The sequence below is a fragment of the Gloeothece verrucosa PCC 7822 genome (genome assembly GCF_000147335.1).
GTDB classification, from domain to species: domain Bacteria; phylum Cyanobacteriota; class Cyanobacteriia; order Cyanobacteriales; family Microcystaceae; genus Gloeothece; species Gloeothece verrucosa.
Map to the genome: position 1 here is coordinate 2,724,951 of NC_014501.1, position 14,515 is coordinate 2,739,465.

Below are 14,515 nucleotides of genomic sequence, written 5' to 3' on the forward strand. Positions count from 1 at the left end.
GCTATGGCAGAACCCACCCCAGATAATCCCGAAACCCTCTCTAAAGATGTAGCAGAGAATGCAGGAGCTAGAACAGCCGCAACCAATAGTAATCCCTCTATTAGTGAAGAAGAAGCTCTTAACGCTGCTGCGGGAGAGACTCCTAATGCCGCCGGTTCCACTGCACCTTCTAGCGCAGAAGATCATGTTCCTAGCCGCTCTGATCCCCATGCTAGTGATCTTCCCACCAGTTACGATCCTCAACCCTAGGGACTTGTATTGCACAACTTTCTAAGCTAAATTTATGTCCCAGTTAATAGACTTTCAATTATTGGCTCCTTATAATCAAGAAGCCGCTTTAATCGGCTCTTTTTCTGATTGGCAACCGATTTCAATGGAAAAAGATGAGCGTGGCTATTTCCGAACTCAAATTGCATTAGAGGATGGAGAGTATCAATATCGATTCCGAATTCGCTCAAAAAGTGGGTTTCTAGAACCCAATCAATGGGTTGAAATCGTTGACCCTTACGCTACCTATGTGATTGATGATAGCGAGCAAAAAGGCATTATTCGTATCAAAGATGGGCAAAAAATTGTTGATACTGTTGATACTTATGTTTGGCAACATGATGATAAACCTCTGCCTTTTAATGAGCAATTAGTCATCTATGAAATGCACATTACCGCTTTTGGCGGCGACCAATATGCACAAGTGATTGAAAAGTTAGATTATCTTTCTGACTTAGGGATTAATGCTATCGAACTGATGCCCGTTACCGAATATCCCGGGCGAAAAAATTGGGGTTATCAAGCGCGTTATTTTTTTGCCGCCGAATCGAGCTACGGAACCACAGAAGACTTAAAACAATTGATTGATGAATGTCATGCTCGAGGAATACGAGTTATTCTGGATATGATGTTAAATCATTCAGAAGAGTCATGCCCTCTGAGACAAATTGATCATGATTATTGGTATTATCATGAAGCCCGTGATCCGAAGAATTATTGGGGGCCGGAATTTAATTATGAGCATTATGATGAAAATTTAGGGATAAAACCCGCTTGGCAATTTAGTGGTGATGTGGTTCGCTTCTGGATTCAAGAATATCATATTGATGGTATTCGTTATGATGCGGCGCGGCAATTGGCTAATTATGATTTTATGCACTGGATAGTTGAAGAAGCTAAAAAAGCTGCCGGTTCAAAGCCTTTTTATAACATTGCTGAACATATTCCTGATACTCCTACAATTACGAATATTGATGGCCCGATGGATGGGTGCTGGCATGAGGCTTTTTATCATTTGGTTATTGCTCAACTTTGCGGAGCATCTTTCAATTTAGAAGAACTTAAAAAAGCAATTGATTGTAAGATTCAAGGCTATATGGGAGTCACCAATGTGGTCAATTATTTAGGAAATCATGACCAAGAAAGATTGATGGTCGGGTTGGCTAATCATAATCTTTTTGATAAAGCGGCTTTTAAACGGGCTAAATTAGGGGCGGTTTTGTTAATGACGGCTCTTGGTATTCCCCAGATTTGGATGGGGGAAGAGTTTGGCAATTGTGAGCGAAAAGAAACTAATCAACTGCCTAATATTGATTGGACTTTATTAAACAATGAGCCGAATAGAAGTTTGTTTGAATATTATCGGGGATTAATTGAACTCCGAAAAAATAATTCTGTATTTTATGGCACAAATATAGAGTTTTTTCATGAGAATCCAGACCACCAAGTTTTTGCCTATAGCCGATGGAATGAACAGGGAAATAGAGTGGTGGTTGTCGTGAATTTTTCCGATAATTATTTAGGGGGTTATACTGTGCCGAATTTCCCCTCTGATGGCACTTGGCATGAGTGGACAATGAATTGGGATGTCGAGGTGAATAATCAGCAATTGAGCCTAGGTTTGCCGGAATATTCGGCTCTCGTGTTTATTGCTTAAAAAGTTATAAGTAGGTGGACAAAATTAAGAAGGGTGTAGGGGGTAGGGGAATAGGCGTGAGGAAAGGGTTAGAGATTTATTTCTTAACTTGAGCATATTAAATTTAAATTTCTTGGGGAATGGGAAATGGGTAAAAGATAAAATAGCCTTTGTCCTTTCCCCTTTAACCTTTCCCCTTTAACCTTTCCCCTCTAACCTTTCCCCTTTAACCCTTCCCCGATTTGAGAAGGTTTTAAATAAATTGGTGCAAGATCTGAGGTCACCCTATGGAGGGCAGCATTTAAATACACTGTTATCTACTGTAATGCAATTTTTCAGACGCTCGCTCATGAATTCCTGAAAATTTTTATCAATTAAATTGAACAAGATGAAACCCTGCTCAAAGCCTTATCTAGGTTGGGTTTGCCCACAACGAGACTCTATCTATAAATTTTAGATAAGCTTTAGTCTTTTTCAGAAAGGTTTGCTCTCATGAGGAAAAAGTTTTCTATAACTTTTGTTTCAAAAAATTTGTATGATTTATTATTTAATAACTTTAATCAATATCGCTACTTAAGCTTAAAAATACAGTGTAATTTTATGTACTTCAAACGGCTGTTACAGTGTATTATTCTGTAAAATATTAAGAAATTTTGGTGAAAACATAGTTATATAATGTTATACATTTTTGCTTAATGTAAAGAAATATAAACAAAAATCTGAACAAAACTAGGGGTAAATTGAGCATCAAGGCGATTTTTTCATCATATTTTTAATATTACTTAATATAAATATTGCAAAAAATTAACAATTAAAGTAAGCCTCCGGGTACTTATTAAGAATTATTAAGCTCTCTCATTTAACGGATTTTTTTAGATAGAATGCGATATACATAGACAAATAAATTTCCCACTAAAAACCAATTAGCAAAGAAAAAAATTTCAAACCATTACACTAAAGAGAGACATTTATCTGATGTAAGGTGAGCTTAAAAAAATTCTTTAACAACTGAACTTAATAAGTCCCAGTGCCCAACTCTCAATTTTATGGCTCTCCTAATCACCTCTCTTGAATCCCTTTCGATTACCCTTAACCTTTACCCGTAGGAGCAAGCATGGTTCTTACTGCTACAAACAAAACACCATTAACTCAAGGGGTTCGCATTCGTGGCCGGATGTTGGACAAATATGCTGAGATTCTTTCAGATTCTGCCCTTAACTTTCTGGCCATGTTACAGCGCCGCTTTGGCGCTCGTCGTTCCCATCTTTTGGAACTCAGACAAAACATCCAACAACAAATTCATGCCGGATGGATGCCTGAGTTTTCTGAAGAAACTGAAGACATCCGTAACAGCCAGTGGCAAATTGCTCCTATCCCTGTAGACTTACAAGACCGGCGCGTTGAAATTACAGGTCCAGTAGATCGGAAAATGATTATCAACGCTCTTAACTCCGGTGCCAATGCCTATATGGCTGACTTTGAAGATTCCAGCAGTCCCACTTGGGATAATATGGTATCGGGTCAACTGAACTTGCGAGATGCCGTTGTCGGCAGCATCGAATATATCGATCCGACAAAAAATAAAGTCTATCGGCTCAAGGAAAAAACGGCAGTTCTCCTGGTTCGTCCCCGAGGCTGGCATCTTTTAGAAGAACATCTTTTAATAGACGATCAACCCATCTCAGCATCGCTATTTGATTTCGGGCTTTATTTCTTTCATAACGCCGAAAAATTACTCCTTAAAGGCACTGGTCCCTATTTTTACTTACCCAAGCTAGAAAACCGTCAAGAGGCTGCCCTCTGGAATGAGGTTTTTATCGCTGCCCAAGAAGCCCTAGGCTTACCTGTGGGAACCATTAAGGCAACAGTTTTAATAGAAACCATTCTCGCCGCCTTTGAGATGGATGAAATCCTCTATCATCTCAAAGATCACATTGTCGCTCTCAATTGCGGTCGCTGGGATTATATCTTTAGCTTTATCAAAAAATTGAGCTTCTGTCCCCAATTTGTGCTACCAGAGCGCTCGGTTGTCACCATGACGCGCCATTTTATGCGTTCCTATAGCTTACTCACCATTCAAACTTGTCATCGTCGCGGTGCTTTGGCGATGGGAGGGATGGCGGCACAAATTCCCATTAAATCTGATCCACAAGCTAATGAACTTGCTCTGGCTAAAGTCCGTGCTGATAAAGAACGCGAAGCAAGCGATGGTCATGACGGCACTTGGGTCGCTCATCCTGCTTTAGTTCCCCTGGCTAAAGAAGTATTTGACAGTAAAATCAAAGGAGCTAATCAACTGTCGGTACTGCGCGAAGATGTACAGGTAACCGCAAAAGATTTATTAGAAGTCCCTGACGGTTCCATCACCGAATCCGGACTCAGAAACAATATTCGCGTGGGAATTTTGTATATAAGTTCTTGGTTAGATGGTATCGGCTGCGTTCCCTTATATAATTTAATGGAAGATGCAGCTACCGCCGAAATCTGTCGGGCACAAATTTGGCAATGGTTACACCATCATGCTAAATTAGAAGACGGACGCAATATCGATCAAGCCCTGTTCCAGTCTCTTCTTAACGAGGAAACAGTCGCCTTGCGTCAAGAGAATCAAAACCAGTCCCCTAACTTTAACAAAGCTGTGGAATTATTCGTACAGCTAGTTATGGCTGATGAATTTGAAGACTTTTTAACCCTGTGCGCCTATCGGAAAATTGTCGAATTTGACAATTAAGCTTCCTTGAGTTCGCTCATAAATAAAGGCAGATAACCAACCTTTGGTATACCCGCCTACTTGTTCTTGTCGTTGTATTAGATTGTCTATTTGGAGATTAGCATACCATGACTTCACTGACCTTTGAACAATTAGTTTCCCATGTTCCCCAAGGCCGTTTTAACGGAATTGAGCGAAACTATACCCCCGAGGATGTACAAAAATTACGCGGCTCTATCAAAATTCAATATACTTTAGCCGAACTTGGAGCAAACCGGCTCTGGGAACTTTTACATAAAGAAGATTATATTCATGCTCTGGGCGCAGTGACCGGCAACCAAGCGATGCAAATGGTACGCGCCGGACTCAAAGCCATTTATTTATCAGGTTGGCAAGTGGCCGCCGATGCTAATCTCGCCGGTACCATGTATCCGGACCAAAGTCTTTATCCCTCCAACAGTGGCCCTGAATTATGCCGCCGCATTAACCGCACCTTTCAACGGGCCGATCAGATCAACCACTCAGAAGGACGCAATGGGGTTCACTGGTTTGCGCCCATTGTCGCTGATGCTGAAGCCGGTTTTGGCGGCCCCCTCAATAGCTTTGAAATCATGAAAGCTTATATCGAAGCCGGGGCGGCTGCGGTTCATTATGAAGATCAACTCGCTTCTGAAAAGAAATGCGGACATTTAGGTGGCAAAGTTTTAATTCCTACGGCGGCTCATATTCGTAACCTTAATGCTGCTCGTCTTGCTGCTGATGTCATGGGCACTCCTACCTTAATTGTGGCTCGTACCGATGCTGAAAGCGCTAAATTAATCACCAGCGATATTGATGAACGCGATCGCCCCTTCATCACCGGTGAGCGTACTCCTGAAGGCTTCTACCGCTTACGGGAAGGTTCAGGTTTAGACCATTGTATTGCTCGGGGACTTTCTTATGCCCCCTATGCTGACTTACTCTGGTGGGAAACCTCCAAACCCAACCTCGAAGAAGCCCGCCGCTTCGCCGAAGCCATTCATAGAGAGTATCCTGGTAAACTCCTCGCTTATAACTGTTCTCCTTCCTTTAACTGGAGAACCAATTTAGACGATGAAACCATCATCAAATTCCAAAAAGAACTAGGCGCAATGGGGTATAAATTCCAGTTTGTCACCTTAGCCGGCTTCCACTGCCTCAACCACAGTATGTTTGAATTAGCGCGTCATTATGCTCACAGTGGTATGGAAGCTTATGCTCAACTGCAAGAAGCCGAATTCTTGAGCGAGGAACAGGGCTATACCGCTACTCGTCATCAACGCGAGGTCGGCACCGGTTACTTTGATGCCGTTTCCGTTGCTATCTCCGGCGGACAATCTTCCACCACCGCTATGTCAGCATCTACTGAGGTTGAGCAGTTCCAAGGCCATGAAGATCACCACCAGGGAATGACAGAACCGGAAAATGTTCCTCCTGTTTGGTATGAAATTGTCAACGCTCACATTGGTAGCGGAACCTCACGCCATCCTGAAGAAGTAAAAGCGTTTGAAGCTTTCAAAGAAGCACGTTATGCCCGCATAAAAGAAGCTTATCGGGAAATAGAGGAAATTGCTCACCTTGATGATTAATTCCTAACTTGTTCCCCCTTTTAGAAAGGTTTTGAGTTAGAATTTTGATGTATAATCCATAATCTTTGCTCCATGTGTGAATAGTGAATAGATCACGTCTGATCACTATTCACCTTTTTTATTTTCTTAAAAGACAAGTTCATTTTCTCTTAAAAAAAAAGTAGATTCATCAATGTTAAACATATCGCTCCTGTGAGATAATAGAGAAATACTTATCAAAGATATTTACTCGAATTTTAGGACTAAACAGCCCTTAACTCAAAAATTTGCCTGTAGGTTACACAGCAACCTGAAGGTCAGTGACTGATCTAACAACACAGATGGAAAAATTGCTCCTATTTGAGATGATGCCACCGGGGAAAATTCAACGGCAAATAGTCGCAACTGAAAAGTTAAAAAACTTTTTCTCTCTTCATCAATGTACTTTACAGACAAGAATAGACCCCAATTCTACCATACACTGTCCGTCATTTGTCTCGTTTTCGTTATACAATGTAATATATAACTTTGGGAGGAATCATTTTGATGGCAAATTCTCCACTGGTTTCTATTCGTATTCCTGCCGAAACGTTAGAACGTCTTGATGATCTAGCTCAGAAATTGTACCCTTCCCGTCGTCGCGGCAAAAATCCGAATCGTTCTCAAGTCATTTTGGATGCTATTGAGGAATTTTTAACTAACCACTCCTGTGAAGAATCCCAGGAACTTCCGTTAGAAGACCAAGTTAATCAAATTCTACAGCAATACCAAAAACATCTAGAGCAAAGTATTAAAGAATATATTGACGAAAAATTCTTAGCCTATGCCTATAACTTAGAAAATCGTCTCCAAACTTCCAGAAAAATTCTCAATAAAAGTATTAATCAGTAGTTTATTTGTTCCGGGGGTTTTGTTGTCTGTGGTCTTGAATAAATCCTTGCTCACAGTCTCGTAACCAGAGAGTAACCGCTTGACCTATGATGCCGTCGCGGCTTTCCCTAGGAGGAAGTGGCGGTTGTCCGGCAACAGAAGACCCGATGCGAGTAAAAACTGTATTTAACTGCCAACCCTGATCCGTTAAAGTCAGAAATAACCAGTGATAAAGCTGCATTTGAACGGGTTTATTATGACTATATTGCCGTTCTAGGGTGGTAAAAAAAACTTGCTGTGTGGAATTGGGAAAAACAGGAGCATATTGACTTGGACCTTGAGTTAAAGGTAACGGTTCAAATTCAGGTCGCCCTGCTACCAGCACATAAGTCGAAGAAATATTTTTATCAATTTGTCTGGCTCGCTGCATGACTCGGTTAGCATAACTCGGTATATCCTTGAGCAACATATCGGTTAAGGTTTGGAGGTCACTTGGGCAACGAGAAGTGCGTTTAGTTGGAGTTGGTGCTACTTGAACCTGCGTCTGTTTTGCCGGCAAACCCAGCACTAACCCTTGAGTGTTAACTCCCCAGAAACCGGTTAACACTCCGATGGAAATTAAACCGTAGCTAACTCTTGACAAATTTTTTCCCATGCTTCTACTGGATCTGAAGCGGCTGTAATTGGACGACCGATCACTAAATAATTCGCTCCTGCTTTCAGTGCTGATGCTGGTGTCATCACTCGACGTTGATCGCCGCTTTCGGACCAAGCCGGACGGACCCCAGGACAGACTAGCAGAAAATCCTCTCCACAAACCTGTCGTAATTGACTCACCTCCAAAGGAGAACACACTGCCCCATCTATCCCTGACTCCTGTGCTAATAGCGCCATTTGTAAAGCGTATTCCGGAAGCTCTAAGGGGATTTTAAGATCAAAGGCTAACTCTCGTGAGTTTATACTGGTTAGTAAGGAAATGGCAAGTAGTTTCGGGGGCACATCAGCATCATTAATGGCTCTAATGGCGGCACTTAAGGCTTCTCTTCCCGCCGTCGTATGCAGCGTCAGTAAGTCAACCCCATATTTAGCCGCACTTCGACAAGCACCGGCTACGGTATTGGGAATATCATGAAACTTTAAATCTAAAAAAATCCGTTTTTCTCGTTCTTTGAGAACTTCTAAAATGGTCGGTCCTGCACCGACAAATAACTCTAACCCGACTTTCCAGAAGCTGACTTGAGGGAGTTGATCCACTCTGGCCAATGCTTCTTCTAAAGTCGGGACATCTAAGGGAACAATAACGCGGTCATGGGTCATATTTACTAAGCGCGAAGCTCTGAACTGTCCCTATCCCTTGGGTTGATTCCTCGATGTCTCGGGGCCTTAGCTTAGGACAAGGTCTAGATTGATAAATCTTAGCCTTTTTTTGCCTGTGCTTGCTTAAAGTTGCCATAATAAATTTATCAGGTCTTCAACTTTTGGGAGTCGAGCCGATGATTACTACTACTGATGGCGACTTTTCAATACTTTTAAATGACATTGAACATCCACAACAGACGCAGTTAGAGCAACTAGACCACAAACTAGAGAAAGTCACTACGACGATAAAAACGTTAGACAGGACTCATCGCAGAATTGACTTCATGTTTGAGCGAGTTGAGCAAAAATTGCGAAAAATCCCCGAACAATTTAACGAAGTGCATCAATATGTCAGTGCCATTGACCAGCAAGTGAGCCAGTTAAACAAAAGGAAAAAAGCACAAAACAAATATGATGAGAAATTTTTCATCAAAATGATTAGTTTTCTCTTGACTATTTTAATGGCTTTATTATTCACCTTAACTCAGACCGGTATCCCACCCAAATTGTAGTAAAGACTCGGGTTTTTTAGGAGAGTAAGCAGTCGGACACTCATTACAGTTAACTGTGAGGTTAGGGTGTCGGGTGTCGCCTGTCGGGTGTGGGGGAATTGTGGGCGTTTTACAATTCTAGAAGTTACGCACTCAGAAACGCGCACTAACGAGTTTATGTCCCAAGCGAGCCTTGCTCCCGATCGCGGACAATCTCAAACCCATAAAATTGGGTTATGGTGCGTAAGTTTTAAATTCTTTATACAGAGTGCTTTATTTATTTCCAGCTAAAGAGCGGCAATTAATCATGTTCATTTATTTATGCCCACCTACTTATAAATCTTGATAAATTTAAGCGAACTCAGCAATAAATTAAAACTCTATAGACAGTCTATAAATATTTTTAAGGATTACACAAATCGTCTCAAAAGCGAGAATTTATGGGTTTCCATCTGGATACAACAGCATCTTACTCGAGATAGAAATTAAATTCTCTATTATTTAAGAAAAGCACAATTAGCTCTTTACGTCCTGTATCTAAAGATAGAAAATAGTGATTAACTCTAATTTAAGATTTAAAAAACCTTGAGGGCCTAATTTGCCGGCAAGGTTTCGTCTAACTAGCTCTAGTTCTACTGAGGTCTGATGACACATTTATTAAATCAAGTTAATCACATTCAAGAGTGGGAAAAGCGTCGTAATCAAGCTAATTGCTGTTATAAACAGGGACAAATATCAGAATTTCTGACTCTATCCACCGAAAATTTACACTTAGCCAGAACCATTGGAGACCGCAACCGAGAAGGTCATACCCTCAATGACATCGGTTTAGCTTATCTGAGTAACTGGCAACTCGATGAAGCCTTATCTACCTTTCATGCGGCTTTTCGCATCGCCACTGAGTTAGATAATAAGCGTTCAATTGCCACCATACTCAGCAATTTAGGTTCTACCCTCAGTCGTCAGGGACAGTTTGCCGGGGCGCTAGACTATTATCATCAAGCCCTTCCCCTTTTTAGACAATTAGAAGATGCTCAAGGGGAAGTATCCACCCTTAATGATGTGGCCTTGATTTATAGCAAATTAGGGGAACCCAAGCGCTCACTATTGCTACAACATCAAATATTAGCGATGCGTCGCCAACTCGGAGACTTTTCTGGTGAAGCAACAACCCTCAATGGCATTGGCTTTGCTTACAATACCTTGGGAAAATTTGAACAAGCGTTAGAATTCTTTGGTGAAGCCCTAAAAATTGCTAGAGCCGTTAAAAATTTAGCCCTAGAAGCCACAACTTTAAATAATATTGCCTCAGTTTACAGCGATTTAGGACAACCCAAACAAGCATTACTGCTTTACCATCAGGTTCTTTTAACCCGTCGGCAAATTAATGATCGTTCTGGAGAAGCGACAACCCTTAATAACCTCGGATATACATACAGTAATCTGGGTGATACTAAAGAAGCCCTCGAATTTTATAAACAAGCTATTTGTATTTATCAAGAATTAGGGGATCATTTAGGAGAAATCACCACTTGGTTAAATATGGGCTGTATTTATTCGGTGACTGATGAAAAATGGTTGGCTTTATCCTGTTATTGGAATGGACAAAAATTAGTGGATAAAATCCAACATCAACCCCTGAAAAATAAGCTCCAGCAATTAATTAAATCCCTCTAACTCATTTTATCTACTAATGTAGGGAGAGTGGGGGAGGATGCTTCAAAGTTTGTTTCCTATTTGCTGAATATATCTGAGTAAAATACAAACAAAAGATCTCCCCCAACCCCCCTTAATGAAGACCCCGCCCTTCAAGGGCGAGGTTTAAATAACACAGGGCTGTTTTATGTTTATAAACCTCTTACCTTTTGCCTTTTGTTATCTGTTAACTCCAATCTTCTTCCTGATTATCGAGGCGAGGTTGATAAGCTTGATTGGTGGCGTAAATTTGACGACTTTTAGCATAAAGTTCTTCTTCTGTCAAGTGCCATTTCATCAATAATAATTCTAAATCTTTTTGAATATCTCTTGCTCCTGGAAAGTTGCCATAACGAATTTTTAATCGAGCTAATTCTAGCAAATTTTCCTCAGTCGCTTCTCCACTGAGAAGAAGATTCACAGTATCTCGGTCTTTTTTTTCTTGAGGATGTTTTTGCTCTTGAAGTTCACTCATATTTACTGATTAAATAATTGATCGACTCGGGAAGGTCCTTGTAAAATTGGCGTAGGAAAACATTGCCAAATTTTCACTTGAAAATCAAAACTACCACTCGCTAAAAATTGCCCATCTGGACTAAAAGCAAGAGACTGTACCCAATCATAGTTTTCAATAATTTGATTATATTGTTCTCCGGTTTCAATATTCCAGATCCGAATCCCATCATTCCCCCCACTGGCGAGAATTTTACCATCAGGATTAAGCGCTATAGCGCGAATTCTTCCTGTATGTCCGGCCAGTGTATAGATGAGTTGTCCTGTTGCTAAATCCCACACTTTAATGGTTTTATCCTGACTACTGGTAATTAACTTTTTTCCATCGGGGGTAAAAACTAAACCCGTAATTGTTGCTTGATGGGGATAAAAAGTTGAGAGTAATTTTCCCTCTTTAATATTCCAAAATTTGACTTCTCCATCAAGCGAACCACTGGCTAAAATCACGCCATCTGGACTGATAGCTAACGCATAAACCGGATGGCCTAAACCGGTTAATCGATACAGAGGCCGACGAGGATTTAATGTCCAAATTCTAATCCCATCTAAACCCCCGCTCACTAAAATTTCCCCATCGGGAGTCACTCTCAAAGCCATCACTTGACCTTGGTGTTCTAACCAGATGCCTAAATATTTGCCGCTTCTCCAGTCCCACATATTAATCCCCCCATCTTGACCGCCGCTAATTAATATGGTGCCACTGGGATTAATCGCTAATGCTTGTACGCCGGTGCGTTGCGCTTTAATGTCAGAGAGTTTTTGGCCGCTCTTGAATGACCAAACCCTAAGCTGAGGGTCTGTAAAACTGCCTCCTGTGATCAAATGTTGACCATCGGGGGTAAAAATGAGCGATTCAGGGGTGGACTGTTGTCCTTTGAGAGTACGTACTAATCGAGCTAAACGCCACTGTTCAGGACTGGGAAAAGATTCTATCTGTGGAGAAGTTTCTTCCTTTGGTGGAGTAATGGGTTGACTATCGGGTAGCGTTTTTTTGGGCAAAGGGGGTATTTGAGCCTTAGCTAATAGGATACTACCATTGAGTATCACAATGCCTATAGCCGCTCCCAATGCGAGCCTATTTTTAGCTCCTTTTCCCCCTTTTTTCATACATTTATCTGAATATTCGGACAGATTGTGCGGTCAATTTCATCGGGTTTAGGCATTTCTTGCCAACCACAGAGAATGCCTTGTAGCTCTATTTTCAGTATAGTTAATGCTTTTATTTGTTCCTCAATAGCATTAAGCTTTTGTAATAATCGTTCTTTGACTACGCCGCAGGGGAGATCTCCCTGGTCATGTACGGTCAAAATTTCTTGAATTTCACTCAGATTAAGTCCCAAAGATTGAGCGCGTTTGATAAAGGCTAAGCGATTAAATACCGTCTCATCAAACAAACGATATCCTTTATGAGAACGACTGACTGAAGGGGCGAGTAAACCTAAATCATCATAGTAACGAATAGTTTTGATTGGTATGCCGGTTTCACTGGCTACCTCACCAATTTTTAGCCGAGATAAAGTCACTACATCATCAGAACTCATCGGCGCTGTTTGTCATTAATTAACATGGGTAATGGCCTCTTTGAAGAACTCGGCGGCAAATAATATCTAGGGGTTTCTTCTGAAAAAACGGTTTTAGTTTGTTGGGTTTTCCACCAGCGTAAAATTGTCGCTAACAAAACAATGGATATTCCCAGAGATAACAGAGTCCAACGTTCACCCACGCCGCCAATCACAGTATCCACTGCTCCAACAATTAAAATAAAGGCGGAAATCGGTTCTTTGCGGTAAGCAGTTTTTAAAAATCGAGGCAATAAAATATTCATTAACTTAGCTCTAGTATTAAGTAATATCACTTTCTAATTTCAGCTTATCTTACTTAGCTGAAAATGGCACGTTTCTCAGTAGGTTCTCGGATATTTAGGATTATTGTGCTTTAACCTGAGTTACCCATTAGCCCTTTAATATACTCTTATCCCCCGCATTCAGAGTGCGTGGGGATTTGTCACATCTATTGCAAACCTAGCCAAGATAATAATCCTTGCCCAGTGACATATTCAATGACTAAGGTCAGAACAAAGCCAATCATAGCCGCTCGACCATTTAAGCGTTCTGCATATTCATTAAAGCCAAATTTCGGTTCTTCTAATTTAGGGGTTTGGCTAGGTTGCTGTTGAGTTTCGCTCATCATGGGTTGAGTATCCTTACTGATAAAATTTACATTTCTTTACTATTTATTGTAGCGAGGGAGGTGATTTGTCAATAGGGAGTGGGGAATGAGCAAGAAAAAGTCGGGTAAGGGGGAAAGGGTAAGGGGGAAAGGGTAAGGGGAAAGGGTAAGGGTAAGGAGGAAAGGGTAAGGGCAAATAGAAGTTAACCACTTACCACTTTTAACAGTTGACTGTTAACTCATTAGTCACGACTGTTAAGAGCAATCAGCAGACGGAGGATAAAAATAAATAGGTTGATGTAGGTTAAGTACATCGATAGTGCCGCCGGCAGATACTGATCATCACGATAGCTACGGGGTAAGATATAAAAATCTACTACTGCCGCGCCGGCAAACAGAAAAACACCTACCCCAGAAATCCCGATTTCTAACCAAGTAGGAGTACCACCCCCAAATAAGGCAAAGACAAATTGAACCAAGACTACCACGAATAAGGCAATAATCCCGAGACTAACGGTCTTGGTTAAGGCTAACCCATCTTGGTCAGAAAGATTAGAACCAATGCTACGGGCTACAACAAAGGTAATTCCACAACCTAAAGCGGCAATAGCAATGCCTTGGATACCCACCCCAGAAGTGCCTAGGGCTACATAAACTAAGCCGCTTAGGGTATATCCTGACAGGAGACTGTACAGGGCTAATAGGGGTAGTGCAGTGCTATTGTTGCCTTTTTCGGCCACATTCTGAGCGACAAAAAACAGAACCAGTTCTGCCACAATAGCGGCGAAAAAAGTGGGCATGAATAGCTCAGGGTGGGACCTAATGACTCCAAGTCCTCCATAGGTTCCTACGGCGGTTAAAATCAGTCCACCGCCCAAATAGGGAAGGGCATTAGCAATGACATTGGGTCCGATTAAGGACTGACCTTTAAGGTCTTGAATGGCTTGACGAAAATTGCTCGTACTACTCATGGGTGTATTGCGATTTGTTAAGGCTATATTTATATTTTACGAGTCGGTTTAAGATCTTAAGCGTGATCGCTCTACTTGAAGTTATAACGCATTTGAGCAAATATCAGCGAATCTGACCTCTCAGTATTTTACAGAGCAAGCCGGCTGAAAAACTCAGTAAATATAACATTACTATCAAGCAACAAGAGTTTGCCCGAATGTAGGTACTTGCTCGGAGGCTAACACAAAAAGTTTTAAAAAGTTCGGTG

General features: G+C 41.2%; 15 protein-coding genes. 7 read left to right on the plus strand and 8 right to left on the minus strand.

The genetic code is table 11. From position 1 onward, the window contains the following. The first annotated feature begins 3 nt into the window (after positions 1–3). The 5 genes from CYAN7822_RS11970 (at position 4) to CYAN7822_RS11990 (ending at position 7,090) form a co-directional block, all read left to right on the plus strand. Positions 4–249, plus strand: coding sequence for a hypothetical protein (locus CYAN7822_RS11970; protein WP_013322536.1), 246 nt, complete (start codon positions 4–6; stop codon positions 247–249). A gap of 34 nt (positions 250–283) precedes the next feature. Beyond that, entirely contained in the window at positions 284–1,924 is a 1,641-nt protein-coding gene (locus CYAN7822_RS11975; protein WP_013322537.1) for an alpha-amylase family glycosyl hydrolase, read from the plus strand. A 1,093-nt stretch (positions 1,925–3,017) separates the two neighbouring features. Beyond that, positions 3,018–4,634: a malate synthase A gene (gene aceB, locus CYAN7822_RS11980; protein ID WP_013322538.1), complete on the plus strand. Its 1,617-nt coding sequence runs from the start codon at positions 3,018–3,020 to the stop codon at positions 4,632–4,634. A gap of 107 nt (positions 4,635–4,741) precedes the next feature. Then, the gene (gene aceA, locus CYAN7822_RS11985) at positions 4,742–6,220 is read left to right on the plus strand and encodes an isocitrate lyase (RefSeq protein ID WP_013322539.1); all 1,479 of its coding nucleotides are present in this window, start codon (positions 4,742–4,744) and stop codon (positions 6,218–6,220) included. 525 nt (positions 6,221–6,745) lie between these two features. Then, a complete protein-coding gene (locus CYAN7822_RS11990; RefSeq protein WP_013322540.1) occupies positions 6,746–7,090 on the plus strand; it encodes a ribbon-helix-helix domain-containing protein in 345 nt (114 codons plus the stop codon). Between the two features lies 1 nt (position 7,091). Here CYAN7822_RS11990 and CYAN7822_RS11995 read toward each other — a convergent pair whose 3' ends face one another. Further along, positions 7,092–7,724 carry a hypothetical protein gene (locus CYAN7822_RS11995; protein WP_013322541.1) on the minus strand — a complete coding sequence of 211 codons (633 nt, stop codon included), beginning with the start codon at positions 7,722–7,724 and terminating at the stop codon, positions 7,092–7,094. Next, entirely contained in the window at positions 7,688–8,386 is a 699-nt protein-coding gene (pyrF, locus tag CYAN7822_RS12000; protein WP_013322542.1) for an orotidine-5'-phosphate decarboxylase, read from the minus strand. Before pyrF ends, CYAN7822_RS11995 begins: the two co-directional genes overlap by 37 nt. 176 nt (positions 8,387–8,562) lie before the next feature. Between pyrF and CYAN7822_RS12005 the strand changes: the two genes are divergently transcribed. After that, complete coding sequence (locus tag CYAN7822_RS12005; RefSeq protein WP_013322543.1) at positions 8,563–8,940, plus strand: hypothetical protein; 378 nt, start codon at positions 8,563–8,565, stop codon at positions 8,938–8,940. A 624-nt stretch (positions 8,941–9,564) separates the two neighbouring features. Continuing rightward, positions 9,565–10,596 (plus strand): tetratricopeptide repeat protein, encoded by a 1,032-nt coding sequence (locus CYAN7822_RS12010; RefSeq protein WP_013322544.1) that lies wholly within the window; start codon positions 9,565–9,567, stop codon positions 10,594–10,596. Between the two features lie 205 nt (positions 10,597–10,801). On the opposite strand, the gene CYAN7822_RS12015 is transcribed toward CYAN7822_RS12010, so the two are convergent. The 6 genes from CYAN7822_RS12015 to CYAN7822_RS12040 all read right to left on the minus strand — a co-directional run bounded on the left by CYAN7822_RS12015 (position 10,802) and on the right by CYAN7822_RS12040 (position 14,267). Then, positions 10,802–11,089 carry a DUF3288 family protein gene (locus CYAN7822_RS12015; RefSeq protein ID WP_013322545.1) on the minus strand — a complete coding sequence of 96 codons (288 nt, stop codon included), beginning with the start codon at positions 11,087–11,089 and terminating at the stop codon, positions 10,802–10,804. 2 nt (positions 11,090–11,091) lie between these two features. Continuing rightward, positions 11,092–12,234, minus strand: a complete 1,143-nt coding sequence (locus CYAN7822_RS12020) for a WD40 repeat domain-containing protein (RefSeq protein ID WP_013322546.1) — start codon at positions 12,232–12,234, stop codon at positions 11,092–11,094. Beyond that, the gene (locus CYAN7822_RS12025) at positions 12,231–12,668 is read right to left on the minus strand and encodes a heavy metal-responsive transcriptional regulator (protein WP_013322547.1); all 438 of its coding nucleotides are present in this window, start codon (positions 12,666–12,668) and stop codon (positions 12,231–12,233) included. Before CYAN7822_RS12025 ends, CYAN7822_RS12020 begins: the two co-directional genes overlap by 4 nt. Further along, positions 12,665–12,952: a hypothetical protein gene (locus CYAN7822_RS12030; RefSeq protein WP_013322548.1), complete on the minus strand. Its 288-nt coding sequence runs from the start codon at positions 12,950–12,952 to the stop codon at positions 12,665–12,667. Before CYAN7822_RS12030 ends, CYAN7822_RS12025 begins: the two co-directional genes overlap by 4 nt. 185 nt (positions 12,953–13,137) lie before the next feature. After that, entirely contained in the window at positions 13,138–13,314 is a 177-nt protein-coding gene (locus tag CYAN7822_RS36770) for a chlorophyll a/b-binding protein (RefSeq protein WP_041933221.1), read from the minus strand. A 224-nt stretch (positions 13,315–13,538) separates the two neighbouring features. After that, positions 13,539–14,267: a Bax inhibitor-1/YccA family protein gene (locus CYAN7822_RS12040; protein WP_013322550.1), complete on the minus strand. Its 729-nt coding sequence runs from the start codon at positions 14,265–14,267 to the stop codon at positions 13,539–13,541. Between the last annotated feature and the right edge of the window lie 248 nt (positions 14,268–14,515).